Consider the following 18909-nt stretch of genomic DNA (forward strand, 5'->3'; position numbering starts at 1 on the left):
ATTTATTCCAATGATTCTGGTTTTTTTCTTCGCAATAAAACTGCTGCAACGTATGCGATTGCTAAAGTTATCAAAATACCTATAATTAATGCTAGTACTCCGCCGTAAGGATTGTCTTCCCCTAAAAGAGGTATCATGTAGTCTGACATTGGTGCGTTGTAGTTGTTTGACTCTTGAGTAGTAGATATATCTTCTGCGGTTTTTTCTAGACCGTCAGGGTTGCTTGAAGCTATAAATGGCGATAGAACAGCAATTATTATACAGATTGCTAAACCTGCCATGACAAATTTCTTATCTTTAGGGTTCATTTTGCTGCCACATCTAGTTTTTCAGATTTTGTATCATCTTTTTTCTTCTGGTTCCATGCCAGTAAATCTGGGCGCACATTTTCTAATGCCATGATTACAACAACTGTTAGAATTGCTTCGATAATCCCTATTAGTGCGTGGTATATTCCCATCATTTCAAGTCCGGCTATGAGTGGGAATGTTCCAGCCAGCCACATTTCAACTGCAACTGCTTCAGCTGCTATAAATATTGATAACCATGAGGCTATGGCTATGGCAGGTATTTTTCCTACTATTTTTCTAAGGGCACGGAATCCATAAAGTCCTACAAATCCTCCTATAATGCCCATATTAAGCACGTTAGCACCTAAAACTGTTATTCCCCCATCACCGAAGAATAAAGCCTGAACAAGTAGTACTAAAGTGAACACTATAACTGCTGCCTCTGGAGCACAGAATACAAGCGCAATTAAAGCTCCACCAACCATATGTCCGCTGGTTCCAAAGGCTATAGGAATATTCATGGACATTATAGCAAATATACCTGCGGCTAAAACAGCCATTAAAGGAACTGACCGTTCATCAAGATTCTTTCTAGCCCATCTCTGGGAGAAATACAATGCAATAAAAAGTATAACAAAATAAATGGCACACTGCCACAAAGGAATAAAACCGTTAGGTATATGCATATTATTATAATCTCCTTGATTTTTACAAAATAGGTTCTATTTTTTATAATATAAACTTTTTCGTAAGTATTACTTATTGGCCGATTTTAATAAAAAATGTAATAAAAAAGTACTACTAAAAAGGGATTTTTGGTAGAAATAGTAATAATCAATTTTAGATAACAGAAACTTGAACTATGAACTAATTTTGTAAATAGAGTTCATAATATAAATTATTTTCTTTTTGATCTTAACAAGTTAATTGAATAGGGTTATGTTTTTAATTTTGAATGACCCTATGATAACCCAGTTTTTTGCTATTTTATTTGGTGATATTTGCAAAGAACTTCACTTTCAAGTTTCATTTGAAAAACATCACGAGAAAATTATAACTTTTATTTAATTGATTAGAGTTCCTCTCAAAAGTTTGAATTACTTTTTTTCGTCACGTTTAAATATATAAGACGCTAAATACAACTTTGAAATAAGTAAAGGTGAAAAATATGAATGATTATGAAGTTTTACTTAATAGGGCAAAAGATTTGCACGGTGAAGTGTGTCCTGGCGTAATTATGGGGACCCGAATGAGCATCGCCGCTATGAAAAAGCTTAATATGGATCCCTTAAAACCAAATGAGAACCTTATAGTAACTGTAGAAACAGATAGATGCATGCCTGATGCTGTACAGGCAATAACCGGATGTACTGTTGGCCGCAGGACTTTAAAATGCAGAGATTATGGTAAATTCGTGGCTACATTTGTGGATATGACTACTGGAGAAGCAGTCAGAGTATCTGCAAAAGATGATCTGGTAGATTCCACTCCTGGTCTTTGGACATGGTTTAAAGATGTAGCAGAACTAGCTAGAGAAAAAAATATGCCTAAGGTTATGGAAGAAAAGAAATCTGCAATTAAAAAACTATCTGAAATGCCAGATGAGGATCTGCTTTCTTTAGTGGAATTGCAAATAGATGATACTGAAATTCCAGGCATTCCTCAGCATATAGTGACATGCTCAGTATGCGGCGAACATGTAATGGATAAAAAAGAAATTATTGTGGGGGGTAAACCTGTCTGTCAGTTTTGTGCAGATTAAAAGAGTTAGTCTGCATGAAATTTAGGACATGTTATTCCATCCATAAGTATTTGTTATAATGAGTCAGATTGTTTTTTTCCTTATTTATTCTTAGGATATTATATGTCTGATAGAAATGTCAATTAAATTCTCTTAAATTCCAAAAAGGATGTCCTTACATTAATATTGAAAATATTTTTGGAATATTGACTTTTGGTAAAATAGCAGTAAGTTATTCTAAAAGAAATAAATCTAAATTACATGTGTTTTATAAAAATTATGTATTAAAATAGTTATAAGTTTAAAATACTATTTTTAATGCTGTTTAGCTAGTTTAAATTCTTTTTACTCGGTTTTTAACTACTATATATGAATGATAATTATATATTGTAATAACTAAAATGTAAGAGATAATCAAAACGGGTTATATACTGTTTATTTCACTTTTAATTTTTTAATATATTGTTTTAAAACTTTAAATTTAATTTTTATTCTTTTATGTAGTATCCAGTTAGAAAAATAGAGAATTATTTAATATAAATCTTTTTGGGAGTGTTTTAAAATTAATAGATGTTCATAAGATAATAAATAAAAGATAATAAATAATAAAAAAATATTGGATTTTAGAAAAAGGATACTGAATTGGTTTTAAGTTAAAATAATCATCAATATAAGGATATGAAAATTAAAAATCAATAAATTAGGTTATATTAGTGTAATTCTGGTATTACAAAATAACTCATTTTTTGAAAAATAAGGATAAAATTTATATAAGGTGACGCTCTACTTTAAAATATCATTATAAATCATTAATAATTAAAGCAAACTTTATATAATGGTGGAACTCTATTTAAACTATCATTATAAATCATTACTAATTTGGTGATTACTGTGACACCGAAAAACAAACCTAAAGAATTCAAAAATGATTTTTGGAAGTCAAAAAATTTCAAAGTCTCAATTGGTGAAATAGTTGAAAATAAGGAAGGGGAAACAGCTCCTGAATCGATGGGGCCGACCCCTAAACCTAATATAACTGATTTAAGATCGTGGGACATGAAATTACTGGAAAGATACGAACCATTTTACGCGCCTTTTTGTGACATGTGCTGTTTATGTACATTTGGAAAGTGTGATTTAACTGGTAAGAAAGGAGCATGTGGAATTGATATACAGGCTCAACAAGCAAGAATAGTACTTTTGGCATGCTGCATAGGAACGGCAGCCCATGCTGGACATGGACGTCACATGGTGGACCATCTCATAGGAAAATATGGGGCAGATTTTCCTATAGATCTTGGAATGAATATAGATATAGAGGCACCGTTAACAAGGACAATTATAGGTAAAAAACCTAAAACATTAAGCGATTTGGAAGAAGTACTAAGTTATACGGAAGAACAGTTATCTCACCTTTTATCTGCATGTCACACTGGACAGGAAGGCAGTAGTCTTGATTTTGAATCAAAAGCGCTGCATGCTGGACTTATGGATGACCTTGCACGGGAGGCAGGGGATCTTGCGCAGATTGTAGCCCTTGGAATGCCTAAAGGTGATGAAAATGCTCCTTTAATAGAAATGGGGCTTGGAACAATTGACAGCAAAAAACCTGTAGTTCTGTGTATAGGACACAATGTAGTCCCAGGCGCTGGAATAATGGATTATATGGAAGATCATGGTCTTGAAGAAGATGTTGAAGTGTGCGGGATATGCTGTGCTGCAATCGATATTTCAAGATACAATAAAGCAGCTAAAGTGGTAGGCCCTCTTTCAAAGCAGCTTAAATTCATTAGAAGCGGTGTTGCAGATGTTATAGTTGTTGATGAACAATGTATACGGACTGATGTGCTTGAAGAAGCTGTAAAAAATAAAGCAGCAGTCATAGCCACCACAGATAAAATGTGTCTTGGGCTCCCAGACCTTACAGATCAAGATGCAGATGAAATAGTTTCCAAACTTGTTTGCAGGGAAATTGACGGTGCTTTGATACTTGACCCTGAAAAAGTTGGTGAAGTTGCCACAAGGGTAGCAATGAAAATTGCAGATGAACGTGAAAACCTCAAAATACTTCCAGATCTTGATGAAATTCAGGAAATGGCTAAAGAATGTACAGAATGCGGATGGTGTGTACGTGTATGTCCAAACGGTAAGCCTATGATGGATGCAGTTGTTGCAGCTGGTAAAGGCGATTTTTCTACATTTGTTGAACTGTACGAATATGACACATGTTATTCATGTGGAAGATGTGAACAGGAATGTGAAAGGGAACTTCCGCTCATGTCAATGATTACCAAGGTGGGAGAACACTACATAAAAGACCAGAAGTATAATATGAGGGCAGGTAGAGGGCCAGTTCAGGATATTGAAATAAGAAAAGTTGGTGCCCCAATTGTTCTTGGAGATATTCCTGGAGTTATAGCATTTGTAGGGTGCTCAAATTATCCTGAAGGCGGCTTAGAAGTCGCAAAAATGGCAGAAGAATTCCTTGAACGAAATTACATTGTTGTAACCACTGGCTGTGGAGCAATGTCTATAGGGGAATACAGAGACGAGGAAGGAAAAACACTCTATGAAAAATACGGCGGAGAATTTGATGCTAAAGGTCTTGTAAACATGGGGTCATGTGTTTCAAATGCCCATGTTTCAGGTGCATGTATAAAGATAGCCAATATTTTTGCTCAGAAACCCCTTGAAGGAAATTTCGAAGAAATCGCAGATTATATATTAAATAGAGTAGGTGCATGCGGTGTTGCATGGGGTGCTTATTCCCAGAAGGCTGCTGCAATAGCAACTGGGGTTAACCGATGGGGAATACCTGCTGTTATAGGGCCACACGGCTCAAAATATAGAAGACTTTACCTGGGAAGAACTGATAAGAAAGAAAAATGGAATCTCAATGATTTAAGATCGGGAGAAGTAGTTGAAGGAGAACCAGCGCCAGAACATTTACTGTACGCTGCTGAAAACCGCGGGGAAGCGACGGTGATGATTGCAAAATTGTGTATAAGGCCTAATGATACCTCAAAAGGAAGACAAATAAAATTAAATCAATATATAGACCTTCACAGGAAGTATTTTGGTACTATACCTGATGACATCTCTAAATTTATACGAAATGAGAAAGACATCCCTATAACCTACAAGAAAGACGTTATGAATATGCTGGAAGAGACGGGCTGGGAACCACGCGCACTTCCGCAGGAACCATCCACAATGGCCTTTAGGGAAAAGGCAAAGGGTAAATGATTGCATAAAAGGTGATTAAATGAATGAAAGAGTAATCCCATGGCAGCCAACAGTTATAGCCGGCCCAAAACAGGCACTGCTTGTAACTCCAGAAACGGCAGAAATGATGCTTAAAAAAGCAAAAAGGCCTTTAATGATAATGGGGCCTCTTATAAAAGAGAGTTCTGCACTGCCATTTGCTGTACTAATTGCAGAAAAGCGGAATATTCCCATTGTAAGTACAGGAGATATGTTTAAAACACTGAATGAATCAGATATTAAGAGCAAGCCTTATGGAGTAGTTGAAATTGTGAATCTTCTTAAAGATCCAGATTGGGGAGGGATAAATGGAGAAGGACAGCATGATTTAGTCCTGTTTATTGGTGTAATTTATTATATAGGTTCTCAGGGACTTTCAACCCTGAAGCACTTTGCACCTCACCTTAAGACACTTACACTCTGTAAATTTTTCCATTCCAATGCAGATGCATCGTTCCCTAATATGAAAGACGAAGAATGGATCAAATATCTTGAAAAATTAGCAGAATAACTTATAAAGCGAATAAGAATCATGGAGGAATTTAATGTTTGAGGATATACCTGTTGATGTTAGCCCAATGTATGAAGGAGAACGTATAAGATCAGCAAACATGTTTGTTGAACTTGCAGGCCCTAAATCTGTCGGTGCAGAACTAATTCAAGTTGCAGATGACGTTGAAGACGGCAAAATAGAAGTCGTAGGTCCTGAACTCAGTGCCATGAAGGAAGGGGAAATCTATCCTTTAGGGATACTTGCACAAATTCAAGGAGAAAAACTCGAAAAAGAGTTAGAAGGAGTTATAGAACGTAGGATACATGAACTGTGTAACTATGTTAAAGGTTTCATGCACCTGAACCAGCGAGACCAGATATGGTGCCGTGTAAGTAAAGAATCAGTAAATGCCGGATTTAAACTTGAAGATCTTGGAAAAGCGCTTTCAATTCTCCTTAAGGAAGAGTTTCCGATCATAGAAAAAATATCAGTCAGCATACTTACAGAAGAAAGCGAAGTAGAATCATTCTTAGAAACAGCACGAGCACAGTATGAAGTAAGAGATGCAAGGGCAAGAGAATTAAGCGATGAAGATGTTGACGTGTTCTACGGCTGTACAATGTGCCAATCATTTGCACCAAGTCATGTATGTATCGTCACGCCTGATAGGACTGCGCTTTGCGGAGCTATAAACTGGTTTGACTGCAGAGCCGCAGCTAAAATGGATCCTGATGGACCAATATTTGAAGTTGAAAAAGGTGAAGTTTTAGATGATGTAAAGGGTGAGTACAGCAACGTAAACGCGGTCATGGCTGAAAAATCACAGGGTATGACTGAAAGAGTATATTTACACAGTGTATTTGAATATCCCCACACTTCATGCGGTTGTTTTGAAGCGGTCGCATTTTATATTCCTGAACTTGATGGAATTGGGATAGTAGATCGTGATTTTAGAGGGGAAACTCCGCTTGGAATTCCATTTTCAGCAATGGCGGGGCAGTGCTCTGGTGGAAAACAGGTAGAAGGATTTACAGGGCTTAGTCTGGAATACATGAGATCACCTAAGTTTTTACAGGCAGATGGAAGTTATGAAAGGATAATTTGGCTCCCAAAAGAGATAAAAGAGTCTCTAACTGATTTCATACCTGAAGAGTTATTTGATAAAATTCCAACTGAAGAGGATGCATCAAGCATTAAAGAAATCCGAAGATTCCTGCGTGAATCAGAACATCCGGTAATTGAAAGATTAAAAGCTTCTAAAGCAGCTGCAGCAGAACTTGAAATTATTGAAGATGAAACAGAAGAAGTTGAGGTATCGGAAGCTCCAATGGCCCAGGTTGCATATGCGCCTGAAATTTCAGTGCCGGCAGCAGGTGGAGTTAGAATAATACTTAAAAATGCGAAAGTTTACGCTGAAAAGGTAATAATCAAAAGGAAATAGTTTTAAATTTAAATGAGAGGTAGCTTAGTGATAATAGCAGTAAGTGGAAAGGGGGGAACTGGTAAAAGCATGATTACTTCCCTCATTGTTAGATCCTTAAAATCATGCGGTAAAGATATATTAGCGATTGATGCGGATCCTGATTCCAATTTACCCGAAGCCCTTGGAATAGATGTTGAAAAGACAGTAGGTGATGTTAGAGAAGAGCTTAAAAAAGACACTGCAGCAGGCAATATTCCTAAAGAATCAAATAAATGGGACATACTTGATTATAAAATCATGAAATCCATTGTGGAAACTCCTGATTTTGATCTCCTGGTAATGGGAAGGCCAGAAGGAAGCGGATGTTACTGCGCTGTAAATAACATGCTCCGAAAGATCATTGAAACACTTACCTCTAACTATGATATAATTGTCATTGATACAGAGGCAGGACTTGAGCATTTAAGCAGGAGAACAACACAAAATGTTGATATCATGCTTGTAGTGACAGATAGATCAAAAAGAGGGATTTTAACAGCGAAAAGAATTGATGATCTTTCAGGCGAACTTGATATCAGTTTCAAAAAAATGTATTTAATATTAAATCGAGCTATCCCTGGAAAAGAAGAAGAAACAATTAAAAAAATTGATGAAATTGGATTGAATCTTATTGGGACAGTATATGAAGACGAAACTGTTGCTGAATATGATATTGAAGGAAAACCACTCATGGATCTTCCAGATGATTCTGCACCTGTAATTGCAGTTTCTGAAATTGTTTCGAAGATTTTAAATTTAATCGTATAACAAAAAATTGAAGGATGTGGGTTTATGGATAAAATGACACAACTTCTTAAACTACTTGAGAAAACAGATTCTATAGAAATAAATGAATTTAGAATGGACTTTGAAGAGTTAGAACTTCAAATAATGCCGGCTATCCAGCAGGCTGTTCAAAGGGTCGAAAGACAGGTTGAACAGGCAGGAATAAAAGAAGGAATAATATCGGAGGTTGAAGAGTTTTCACCTCCAATCCATGAATATCCTGGATCGGTAGCAGAAGTTCAGCTTGGTGCGGGTTCAAGAAAGCCAGTATTTTTAGGGGGACAAAACGCACTGTACCGTTTTGAAGAACCTCAGCCAAATCCTCCTGTTGTTACATTCGATGTTTTTGATATTCCGATGCCAGGGCTTCCAAAACCAATAAGGGAACATTTTGAAGATGTTATGGAACATCCGGGTGAATGGGCTAAAAAGGCCGTTAAGGACTTTGGAGCCAATATGGTAACTATACACTTGATTGGAACCGGACCAAAAGTTATGGATAAAACTCCTCAACAGGCCGCAGCTGATATTGAGGAAGTTTTACAGGCTGTAGACGTGCCTTTAGTTATAGGCGCGTCAGGTGACCCTCAAAAAGATCCAATTGTTCTTGAAGCAGCAGCTGCAGCAGCTGAAGATGAAAGATGCCTTCTTGCATCTGCAAACATGGATTTGGACTACAAAAAAGTTGCAAAAGCAGCTGTAGATTACAATCATGCGGTTCTCTCATGGGCTATAACAGATATCAACATGCAGAAAACCTTAAACAAATACCTTATGAAAGAAGGTTTAACTCAAAATGACATTGTAATGGACCCTACAACATGTGCACTTGGTTATGGTATTGAATTTTCAATAGATGTTATAACCAGAACAAGACTCGCTGCACTTAAGGGAGATACTGATTTACAAATGCCAATGTCTTCAGGAACAACCAATGCATGGGGTTCTCGTGAGGCATGGATGAAAAAAGAAGAATGGGGACCAACTGAGTACAGGGGACCAATTTGGGAAATAGTAACAGGACTTACCATGATGCTTTGCGGTGTTGATATATTTATGATGCTCCACCCACAATCAGTAAAAATGCTGCGAGAAATCGGAGAAACATTTACAAAAGAATATATGACCACAGAAGTTCCAGATATCTCAAACTGGATTACTCAACTGGGGTAGAAAGGAGGTTTTAAAATGGCCGTTACTGCAATGGATGTTTACAGATTACTTCCAAAAACAAACTGTGCAAAATGTGGGGAGGCATCATGCATGGCATTTGCCACAAAACTCTCACAAAAAGAAACAGATATTGAATTATGTACGCAACTTTCAGCCAATGAGGCGGATAAGCTTGCAGATGTATTAGCACCTGCTGTAAGAGAAATAATGGTAGGTAAAGGCAATAAAGCTATGATGGTTGGTGGAGATGAAGTCCTTTACAGATATGAACTAACTTATTACAATCCAACTCCTCTTGTAATTGATATAAGTGATGATATGGACCCTGCTGAATTTGAAGAGAGGGTCAAAAAGATAGAAGGCACTGAATTTGAAAGAACGGGGGAATTGCTCACACTTGACGCTATAGCACTTAGAAATAAGTCAGGTGACGCCTCAAAATTCAAAGAAGCTGCAGAAAAACTTAAAAGTTCTAAACTGGCGTTAGTACTATGTTCATTTGATCCAGAAGCTATGAAAGCTGCACTTGAAGCTGTTGGGGATGAACGTCCATTGATATATGGTGCAACAGAAAACAATATAGAAGAAATGGCAGCACTTGCACTTGGATATGACTGTCCGATTGCACTATTTGTTCCAAATGACCTTGAAAAAATGAAAGAACTATCCCGGATTTTAAGGAGTAAAGGAATTAATGACATAATCCTTGACCCTGGAACATTTGTAAATGATGGAATTGGTGACACCCTGGATAACTTTGTAATGATGAGAAGGCTTGCAGTTGAAGAAAGAGATGAAGATTTCAGATTCCCAATTTTAGGAGTTCCAGCAATTACATGGCTGGAAAATGGTGAAGATGATGTGAGTACTGCAATAAAAGAAGCTACAATTGCATCCACGCTTATGGATAAGTATGCAGATATGATGATAATCCATGGAACTGAAATATGGGAGTTAATCCCTGTTTTAACATTAAGACAGAGCGTATATACAGATCCAAGGAAACCTCAAGCAGTGGATCCTGGATTATATGAATTTGGTGAAATAAACGAAGATTCACCTGTCGCACTAACTACAAACTTTGCTCTCACCTATTACACAGTTGAGGGTGACCTGAAGGCTGGGAAAGCCAATGGTTATTTACTGGTACTTGATACCGAAGGTAGAGCTGTCGATGTGTCAGTAGCAGGCAGCCAGTTCAATGGTAAAGCCGTGGCAGATCTAATAAAAGAAACAGGTATTGAAGACAAAGTAAAAACCAGAAAAATGGTTATTCCTGGCCTTGGGGCACCAGTAAGTGGTGAAATCGAAGATGAAAGCGGATGGGAAATTTTGGTAGGACCAAGAGACTCATCAGCTCTGGCAGATTTCCTTAGAGAAAAAATGTAATTAGGTAGATAATATGAAAACATTGATGGTAATTGACCCAAAAATGTGTTCTGAGTGCAAAGATTGCATAACAGCATGTGAAAAAGAACATGGAACCGCAAGGGCAAGAAAAAGCAGTTCAATTCCAATTTTCTGTCTGCAGTGTCATCCAGACAAAGCACCATGTGCTAGAATATGCCCAACTGGGGCCATAAAAGAGGAAGATGGAACCCTTATAGTGAACGAAGATGCATGTATAGTCTGCAAGCTCTGTTTGATAGCATGCCCTATAGGAATGCCGGTAATTGACGAAGAGAAAAAAGCAGTTCAAAAATGTACTTTATGCATGGAATCTGACAGAATACTCCCTGCATGTGTTGAAGCATGTAAAGACAACGTTTTAAAGGTATTTTCAGTTGAAGAACTTGAAAAACTGAAGTCAGATGTTTCATTTGCAAAGGTTCTTGAAGAGACCTTGAAAATGTGTCAGGATAAGTTATAAAACTTATCCTTTATTTAATTCTTGATTCTACGTTTTAAGCTTAAATCTATTCTACTTTAGTTTTGTAATTAGTTGATTTATTTTTTAATTTTACCGTCTACAATACAGATTCCCTCATTTTCCAGCATTTCTTTCTTCATTTCAGTACCGCCAAAGAATCCACCAACATGTAAATCTGATTTTACAACTCGATGGCAGGGAATTATTATTGGAAGCGGGTTCCTGCCAATTGCAGTTCCAACTGCTCTGTAAGCTTTGGTTCCAATAGATTCTGAAATCTGTTTGTAGGTTCTAACTTCTCCGTATGGGATTTTTGCAACTTCTTGAAGCACTTTGCCTTTAAAATCATGCTTATCAGGGATAATGCCATTAAATTCTGTCTTTTTCCCATAATAGGCCATGCAAACATCTTTTGCATAATGTTTATATTCGTCTGATAATTTAAAAGAAGTATACTCATTTGAAATTTCGTCCAGCACGCTTTTTTCATCTGTCTTTGGAAGGGTTACCTTTAAAATTTTTCCTTCACCAACTGCAACTGCAAAATACAGCTTTCCATCACTGTAGGTTGAAATTATAACCTCTTTAGAAATTTGAATTCCCCCTGGTTAGTCAGTGATTTAATGATCTGTAAACTAAAAATAAATTTTTCTATTTATCAAAATTTAAATATACACTCTAAAATTGTCTATTATAAGATCTATGTCTTCTTTAGCCCTTTCAAAACTTTCATGGCCTCCAGAGAACCATAAATAGTACAGTAAATCATCTATTTTAAATGAAATAACCGTAATTTTGGTTGGTGCAATATCATTTACATTTTCACCAATTATAGTATACACATCTATTCCCTCTGCTCTAAATTCAGTTTCAGATAAGATTGTGCTGTTTTGAATTATAAAAACATCTCTAATTGTATCTGCAACTTCTTTTGATGTAAGATCACCTACGTTGGTGTTTTTGTTGATGGAAAATGTAATATTACCATTTGCAGAATTTCCTTTAACTATCTTCTTTTTATTTGCAGTGGAAATTACTTCCCATGATCCTGGATAGTCAAATGATATTTCTCCATCATCATAGGTTAGAATCTGCGTTGTATTTTCCATTTCTTTTAATGCTTCTTCCACTTTAACACGTACATAAATATAAGGATCATCTAAAGCATGAGTTAATGGTTTAAGAGCCTCTTCATCACCTATTTTTCCAAGGGCTTCTGCGGCTCTTCCCCTAACATATTTATTCCTGTCTTTAGTCCACCCAACAAGTATATTAATTAAGGGTTTTACGGCCCGTTTATCTCCTATTCTTCCAAGGGCTTCTGCAGCCCTTCCTCGAATATGCCAGTCTTCATTTCTTAAAAGATCTATAAGAGGTTCAACAGCAACATTTTTCATTTTTCCAAGGGCAACCACAGCTTTCCATCTAACGTCATTGTCTTCATCGTTTAGGGCATCCATTAGACTTTCAATTGCTCGTTCATCTCCTATTTTTCCAAGTGCATCTGCAGCATACTTTCTAACGTGCCATTCATCATCACTTAAAGCTTCTATTAGACTATCTACTGCTCGTTCATCTCCTATTTTTCCAAGTGCAGAAGCAGCAAATCTTCTAACTGCCCATCTTTTATCATGTAATAAATAGATTAGGGGATCTACAGCTCGCATGTCCCCAATATTTCCAAGGGCCCACGCGGCTTTCCATCTAACTTCTTCGTCCTTATCATTTAAAGCTTTTATCAGAGGTTCTACAGCTCTCCTATCTCTTAGCACGCCCAAAGCCTCAGCTGCGGTTTCTCTTACAGAACCCATAACTGCGTAGTATTCATGCCATTCTTTATATTCAAGAACGTCTATAAGTGGAAATAAGGCCCTATCATCTCCTATCTTTTTAAGAGCGGCAGCAGCCTCTTTTCGAATATTGCAGTCATTAAATTTAAGAGCATTTATTAGGCTTTCAACGTCCCTGGTTTTTTCCAACCGATCTATATTTGGCTTAATTTTACCAATTGCCATGTATAACCTCAAAATTTTTTAACAAAAATTTCGTTGTTACGAAACTTTAGGAAACTCTCAAACACGAAGTGTTTGGAGCAAATCGTAGCAAGCAAAAATCGAAGATTTTTGCTGCATGTAAACATCTACGATGTTTACTTTTGTGAACATGTAAAATTCTAAAAGAATTTTACGGTTACGAACTTCGTTCGTAAACATAGAAATCTATGATTTTCTAAAGATTTGCTAGTTTCATTCATGGAGTCTCAAAATCGTGGATTTTGAAGACTTTCAGTTTCGTAAACATCGGAAATTCGCGATTTCCGAAGGTTTCGAAATTCTATGAATTCCTTCAACCTTTATGCCATGATAAATAATAAATTTATTATATTTAATATTCCAACTTTAAATTTCAGATGATTCTATTTATTTCTGGAATAATTTAAATAGATATATGTATTATTTCATGATTGAATCCCATGTGTATTAGATAGTGGTGCTGATTTAAAACTGTTTATTTGTATTTTAAATTATGATGCTATTATATTTTTATTAAATTAAATAAGTGCCCTTATAAGCTTAAATAGGCTTGGAGATTCTTTTAAAAGCCCAAACCATTCCCTTTTTGAAATCGACCAGATATCTTTGTCTTCTAAGAATCTTGCAAGTGCATTGAATTCATCATCGTTTATTTTGTCAAGAACTTTTCTATATTTAAGAGACTGGTTAATAAGGCCTCCAATTTGATCTTTCCAGCGCTTTTCATATATTTTTAAGAATCCTTCAGACATATTTTCACTTTTTATGGATTCTGCTGCAACTTCACCAGCTATTCTCGCACTTGCAGCGGTTAAATGGATTCCGCCGCCAGTTAACGGATCTACATGTCCTGCAGCGTCTCCAACGACCATCAGTCCGTTGGCATATGTTTTTTTAATATTGCCTGAAACTGGTACTCCTCCAATATTAAGTTCAACGGGTGTTCCACCAAGATTTGATATGAATTTATGGAGATAATGATATGCAGTTTCATTAGTATTTCTAATTCCAATTCCGACGTTAGCCACCCCATTTTCATTTGGAAAAATCCAGAGATATCCTCCAGGAGCGACTTTACTTCCGAAATAAAACTGCATATAATTTGGTTCTACATCAATACCTACCATTTTATATTGAATGCAGGAACAGATATCGTTTATTCTGCGTGTTGAATTTAAACCGGCCATTCGTGATATATTTGATTCTATGCCGTCTGCAGCAATAACAATGTCTGCTTCAATTTCCATGGTTTTACCAAGGTGTTTTGCAACAACTCCCTTAATATTTCCATCTTTGATAATCAGGTCTTTCACTGTAGTTTTTAGCATTATGTCTGTTCCAGCTTTTGCCGATTCAATGGCAAGATGTTTATCAAACACTTTCCTGTCTAAAATAAAACCCCTTTCATTATCAGGCGTCATCCGAAAATGAGTACCATCGGGAGAATAAAGATCGGCCCCCATAATCTCAGAGCATACATATCTCTTGGAAGGCTTTATTCCAACAGTTTCGAAGGTTACTTCATTTGTAGCTTCAGCACACTGGAGAGGAACTCCAATTTCCTGTCTTTTTTCAATCATCAGAACATCTAAATCGTTTTTAGATGCAAAAAGTGATGAAATAGAACCTCCTATACGTCCCCCTACCACAACTACGTCATATTTCATTATTTTAGCTCCAGTATATGGATCTTCAATTAGGATCTAATTTTTCAATTATAGGGTATGAATTGATTATCTGGAATTTATCTTTTGATTAGCGTCACAAAAGATCTTTTACAAGCCTTAAAAGGCGCGGATGTTTTCCTAAAAATTTAATAAAGGCTATTTTAGATATTTCTTTCCCTTTACTGTTATTTAGAAATTCTACCAGGGCATTCATTTCGTCATCTGTGAGTTTATCTGCAACTTTCCTGCATTTCAGGGACATCTTTAATATATCCTCGATTTTAACCCGCCATGCGTCATCATATCTTTTTAAAAAAGCTGCAGAAGTATCTTCTTCTTTTACAGCTTCTGCTGCAACTTCACCTGCTATTCTTGCACATGGGACTGTTGTAAACGTCCCTCCCCCAGTTACAGGATCAATCTGTCTGGCTGCATCTCCCACTACCAGAAAACCATCAGTATAAGTTTTATCGATAGGTCCAGATAACGGTACTCCCCCAACATTTAATTCTACTGGTGTGGCATTGAATTTTGATATGAATTTTTTAAGATACTGATAAGCAGTTTCTGATGGGCCCCTTATCCCAAGTCCTACGTTAGCAGTTCCCTCTTCTTTTGGAAATACCCATGCATATCCTCCTGGAGCTATATTTCTTCCGAAATAAAGATGTACTCTATCATGATCAAAATCAGAACATACCAATTCATATTGGGCACATGAACAAATATCCATAGGGTTATCTGGTGCCTTGAGCCCTGCCATCTGTGCCATGTTTGATTCAACACCATCTGCAGCTATGACCACATCTGCCTTTATTTCCATCGTTTTTCCCATATGTTTGGCTACTACTCCACAGATCTTGCCGTCTTTTTTCATAAGGTCTTTCACTGTGGTTTTAACCATTATATCAGTCCCAGCTTTTGCTGATTCAATGGCAAGATGTTTATCAAACACTTTCCTGTCTAAGATATACCCTTTAGCTATGTTTTTGTCTAAATTGTTGAATTCTACTAAATCTTCTGCATTGATGTATGTTTCATTAGGTGCGTGAATCGTACCTGTTTCAACCTCAGCACAGACATATCTGGAGGAGGGTTTCATTTCCAGGATCTCGAAGGTAGAATGGGTTGTTCCTTCAGCACATTGAACTGGAACTCCTATTTCTTGACGCTTTTCAATCATTAAAACGTCTACATCGTTTTTAGATGCAAAAAGTGATGAAATAGAACCTCCTATACGTCCCCCTACCACAACTACGTCATATTTCATACATTCCCCTCTATGTAAAATGCTCCAAGAGGACATACATATGTGCATCTTCCGCAGTCGTCGCATTTGTTTTTATTTATGATTATTCTGTTTTCTGTAAGTTCTAAAGATCTATTGGGGCATACACTGATGCAAGCTCCACAGCATCCGCATTTTTCAGTGTTGAATTCCATTATTTATCACCGATTTAAGACAGTAGCTAAGAAAAAATAACTATATGTTTAATATTGTATAATTAGTGTATATATACTTTTTTGAGGCTTTTAAATAATAATTTGCTCCTAAATTCTTTGCCATATTGAGGGGGAATAAAATTGGGTGAAAATATGATATTCATTTAGAGTGCCGGAATTTTTGAACTCTTATACTAAAAACTTAAATACCAGATTGTTTATTATATAGTGTACCTATGTAATACGGGTTTTAAGTAGAAATGTTGGATTTAATTTTAATGAATTTAACATCACTTTTATTAAAACCGTTAAGGTTATATAGAACATCAAATAATTTCTATGTTATGCAGGGGTGCCCGAGCGGCCAAAGGGGGTGGACTTAAGATCCTCTGGCGTAGGCCTTCGTGGGTTCGAATCCCATCCCCTGCACTTAAACCTAATTATTTAAAAAAGAAGTTTTAAAAATAGGACTCTATTCTCATTTATAACAATAAAAACTATAAATCTGCCCTAGTGGCTTAGCCGGTAGAGCGATGCCTTGGTAAGGCATAGGCCGGGGGTTCGAATCCCCCCTAGGGCTTTAATCATACTATTTTTCTCTTTGACTTTAATTAAAGCAGAAATTAAATTAAAAACTTTACATTTTATTTGGAAAACTAATTCTGGTAAAGTTTATATCGTGGTAAATTTATTTATCAATAATTATCTTTATTTAGGTGACAGTAATGGAAAAGAAAATAGCGCAGTTATCAGATGTACACTTTGGTGAGAAGAACTTCTCCCATGACTTAAAAAATAATTTAATAAAGCAGCTGGAAGATGAAAATCCGGATCTTATTATTGTAGCTGGAGACTTAACTACAGAAGGCTACGTCCATGAATACAACGATGCGGCTGCATTTGTAGATGAACTTCGGGCAATAACTGAAGTCCATATAATTCCGGGAAATCATGACGCAAGAAATGTGGGATTGCTCCATTTTGAAAAGCAGATTGGGGAAAGGAAATTTTTACATATGGACAAAAGCTGTGGATTTGCTATCCTTGGATTGGATTCATCAGAACCTGATATAAACGACGGGCAGATAGGAACTGATCAGATGGAATGGCTTAAAAGTGAACTCGATAAAATACCAAGTGATATGTGTAAAATAGTAACTTTCCATCATCACTTACTTCCTATACCTCAAACTGGAAGAGAAAGAAATATTTTGCTTGATTCTGGAGACTTATTAAGTGTTTTCAGAGATTCGGGAGTTGATTTTGTCTTAAACGGACATAAACATGTTCCTAATGTTTGGATGATAGAAAAAATGGTTACATTAAATTCAGGAACTGCAACAACCAGAAAACTGAGGGGCCATACTTATCCGTCACACAATCAATTGATCATTAAAGACGACCAGATTCTTGTCAATTTAATAAATACTGAAACAGGATATAAAAGAGAACTGGCTAATTACTCTGTAAAAGTTGAAAAAGAAGAGTATGTGATATGTTCATATAAACATAATTCACTACCTGTAATTTAAACGGTAATTTAGTTTAAATTTTCTTTTTTATCTTTTTAACTTGTTATATGATGAAATAAAATCTGATTCCTTCTTTCTGGTAATTTGCTGTTTTAATAAGGAACAGCAGTAATTTTAAAACATTTGGTATCAAGTGGGGCATAATTCTGGAATAATTATTTATTAAGGGCTGTGGATACATAGCAGTAACCATATAGCTTAGCTTAAACTTCACTACATTTGAAGATTTGAGATTTAATAACTTTTGCTCTGAAATTATTTTAATTAAATTGATCTGGGAGCTGTTTAATAAAAGATAAAATAAACAATACTAAAAAGTATTTTAATCAAAACAGCTTTTAAAACAAATATACTGATCTTAATATTTAATAGGTAAAAATCTAAACATAAAAGTATTTGAGATCCCTTAAAATTCAAAGATATATACTAACTAATTAAATGCTTTTTATGCAAAAAAGGAGAAAATAGAACTGATAATGTGATATAATGTCAAAAATGTTAGATGTCATAATGGCCGGTGTAATTTCAGGAATAGTTGCACTTACTACCACCAAACTTGGAATAGGTGGAACTGTTATTGGTGCAGTTATTGGGGCAATGCTCTATCAGGTAATGTCTCATTTTATAAAAGAACCGCTTGAAAATGTGAATACGGGAAAGAGTGTACATACCAGAAAGGATGTAAACACAAAAAATATTGCAAATATAAAAAAGAGTGTAAACACAAACAAAATTGAAACTAGGATAGTTTACGTGTTTCCTCTTATAGTTATAGTTGCTGTTGAGTTAATTTATTTGTTCTCTTCTGTATACTGGAAACCAGAGCAAATTTTCAATTATCTGGAACATGCAACTGATGGAACTCTTTTTAGAACAATTGGTCTTGGACTTCTAATTATGGGGATCTACCCGATAATACAATCGGAGAATATAAAAAGATCATACGGATACATAATATTATCAGTTGGTATAATCAAACTTTTAAATGGGTTTGTAGATACACATTCACCATTTGTAAAATTATATGCGAATCTTTTCGCAGATTTTGGCCTGGTAATTTCGCTTGCAGTTATTGCAGCGCTATCCTATGTGATTTTATCGATAATTCAGGAATCGATAGTAATTAGCCATGAAAAAGATAGTAATACTTATTAG

At 35.9% G+C, this 18909-nt stretch carries 18 protein-coding genes and 2 tRNA genes; 12 read left to right on the forward strand and 8 right to left on the reverse strand.

All coding sequences use genetic code 11. The features are described 5' to 3' along the window. Positions 1-2: 2 nt before the first annotated feature. A complete protein-coding gene (locus ASJ80_RS12730; protein WP_069584200.1) occupies positions 3-308 on the reverse strand; it encodes a PDGLE domain-containing protein in 306 nt (101 codons plus the stop codon). Next, the gene (cbiM, locus tag ASJ80_RS12735; protein ID WP_069584199.1) at positions 305-976 is read right to left on the reverse strand and encodes a cobalt transporter CbiM; all 672 of its coding nucleotides are present in this window, start codon (positions 974-976) and stop codon (positions 305-307) included. The genes ASJ80_RS12730 and cbiM overlap by 4 nt, the downstream gene beginning before the upstream one ends. Positions 977-1458: 482 nt before the next feature. Between cbiM and ASJ80_RS12740 the strand changes: the two genes are divergently transcribed. The 8 genes from ASJ80_RS12740 to ASJ80_RS12775 all read left to right on the forward strand — a co-directional run bounded on the left by ASJ80_RS12740 (position 1459) and on the right by ASJ80_RS12775 (position 11079). Further along, positions 1459-2052: an FmdE family protein gene (locus tag ASJ80_RS12740; protein WP_069584198.1), complete on the forward strand. Its 594-nt coding sequence runs from the start codon at positions 1459-1461 to the stop codon at positions 2050-2052. Positions 2053-2922: 870 nt separating this feature from the next. After that, positions 2923-5277: a CO dehydrogenase/acetyl-CoA synthase complex subunit alpha gene (cdhA, locus tag ASJ80_RS12745; RefSeq protein ID WP_069584197.1), complete on the forward strand. Its 2355-nt coding sequence runs from the start codon at positions 2923-2925 to the stop codon at positions 5275-5277. A 19-nt stretch (positions 5278-5296) separates the two neighbouring features. Further along, positions 5297-5806: a CO dehydrogenase/acetyl-CoA synthase complex subunit epsilon gene (cdhB, locus tag ASJ80_RS12750; RefSeq protein WP_069584196.1), complete on the forward strand. Its 510-nt coding sequence runs from the start codon at positions 5297-5299 to the stop codon at positions 5804-5806. Between the two features lie 34 nt (positions 5807-5840). Then, entirely contained in the window at positions 5841-7229 is a 1389-nt protein-coding gene (gene cdhC / locus ASJ80_RS12755) for a CO dehydrogenase/CO-methylating acetyl-CoA synthase complex subunit beta (RefSeq protein WP_069584195.1), read from the forward strand. 27 nt (positions 7230-7256) lie between these two features. Further along, positions 7257-8018 (forward strand): ATP-binding protein, encoded by a 762-nt coding sequence (locus ASJ80_RS12760; protein ID WP_069584194.1) that lies wholly within the window; start codon positions 7257-7259, stop codon positions 8016-8018. A 24-nt stretch (positions 8019-8042) separates the two neighbouring features. Further along, complete coding sequence (gene cdhD, locus ASJ80_RS12765) at positions 8043-9209, forward strand: CO dehydrogenase/acetyl-CoA synthase subunit delta (RefSeq protein ID WP_069584193.1); 1167 nt, start codon at positions 8043-8045, stop codon at positions 9207-9209. A 15-nt stretch (positions 9210-9224) separates the two neighbouring features. Next, positions 9225-10598 (forward strand): acetyl-CoA decarbonylase/synthase complex subunit gamma, encoded by a 1374-nt coding sequence (gene acsC, locus ASJ80_RS12770; RefSeq protein ID WP_069584192.1) that lies wholly within the window; start codon positions 9225-9227, stop codon positions 10596-10598. A 13-nt stretch (positions 10599-10611) separates the two neighbouring features. Further along, positions 10612-11079: a 4Fe-4S dicluster domain-containing protein gene (locus ASJ80_RS12775; protein WP_069584191.1), complete on the forward strand. Its 468-nt coding sequence runs from the start codon at positions 10612-10614 to the stop codon at positions 11077-11079. A gap of 77 nt (positions 11080-11156) precedes the next feature. Here ASJ80_RS12775 and ASJ80_RS12780 read toward each other — a convergent pair whose 3' ends face one another. The 6 genes from ASJ80_RS12780 to ASJ80_RS12800 form a co-directional block, all read right to left on the reverse strand. Further along, positions 11157-11558, reverse strand: a complete 402-nt coding sequence (locus ASJ80_RS12780) for an MGMT family protein (RefSeq protein ID WP_218105065.1) — start codon at positions 11556-11558, stop codon at positions 11157-11159. A gap of 186 nt (positions 11559-11744) precedes the next feature. Continuing rightward, positions 11745-13094, reverse strand: a complete 1350-nt coding sequence (locus tag ASJ80_RS12785; protein ID WP_069584190.1) for a HEAT repeat domain-containing protein — start codon at positions 13092-13094, stop codon at positions 11745-11747. A 57-nt stretch (positions 13095-13151) separates the two neighbouring features. Then, on the reverse strand, positions 13152-13292 hold the full coding sequence (locus ASJ80_RS17150) for a hypothetical protein (protein WP_179288751.1): 141 nt from the start codon (positions 13290-13292) through the stop codon (positions 13152-13154). Between the two features lie 338 nt (positions 13293-13630). Beyond that, positions 13631-14779 (reverse strand): NAD(P)/FAD-dependent oxidoreductase, encoded by a 1149-nt coding sequence (locus ASJ80_RS12790; RefSeq protein WP_069584189.1) that lies wholly within the window; start codon positions 14777-14779, stop codon positions 13631-13633. Positions 14780-14873: 94 nt separating this feature from the next. Then, the gene (locus ASJ80_RS12795; RefSeq protein WP_069584188.1) at positions 14874-16049 is read right to left on the reverse strand and encodes an NAD(P)/FAD-dependent oxidoreductase; all 1176 of its coding nucleotides are present in this window, start codon (positions 16047-16049) and stop codon (positions 14874-14876) included. Then, positions 16046-16222: a 4Fe-4S binding protein gene (locus ASJ80_RS12800; RefSeq protein ID WP_069584187.1), complete on the reverse strand. Its 177-nt coding sequence runs from the start codon at positions 16220-16222 to the stop codon at positions 16046-16048. Before ASJ80_RS12800 ends, ASJ80_RS12795 begins: the two co-directional genes overlap by 4 nt. A 346-nt stretch (positions 16223-16568) precedes the next feature. On the opposite strand from ASJ80_RS12800, the gene ASJ80_RS12805 reads away from it, so the two are divergent. The 4 genes from ASJ80_RS12805 (at position 16569) to ASJ80_RS12820 (ending at position 18909) form a co-directional block, all read left to right on the forward strand. Further along, positions 16569-16651: transfer RNA gene (locus ASJ80_RS12805), tRNA-Leu, on the forward strand. A 78-nt stretch (positions 16652-16729) separates the two neighbouring features. Then, positions 16730-16802: transfer RNA gene (locus ASJ80_RS12810), tRNA-Thr, on the forward strand. A 145-nt stretch (positions 16803-16947) separates the two neighbouring features. Further along, the gene (locus tag ASJ80_RS12815) at positions 16948-17754 is read left to right on the forward strand and encodes a metallophosphoesterase family protein (protein WP_069584186.1); all 807 of its coding nucleotides are present in this window, start codon (positions 16948-16950) and stop codon (positions 17752-17754) included. A 486-nt stretch (positions 17755-18240) separates the two neighbouring features. Continuing rightward, positions 18241-18909 (forward strand): hypothetical protein, encoded by a 669-nt coding sequence (locus ASJ80_RS12820; protein WP_095652095.1) that lies wholly within the window; start codon positions 18241-18243, stop codon positions 18907-18909.

The organism is Methanobacterium bryantii, from assembly GCF_002287175.1.
Classification (GTDB): domain Archaea; phylum Methanobacteriota; class Methanobacteria; order Methanobacteriales; family Methanobacteriaceae; genus Methanobacterium_D; species Methanobacterium_D bryantii.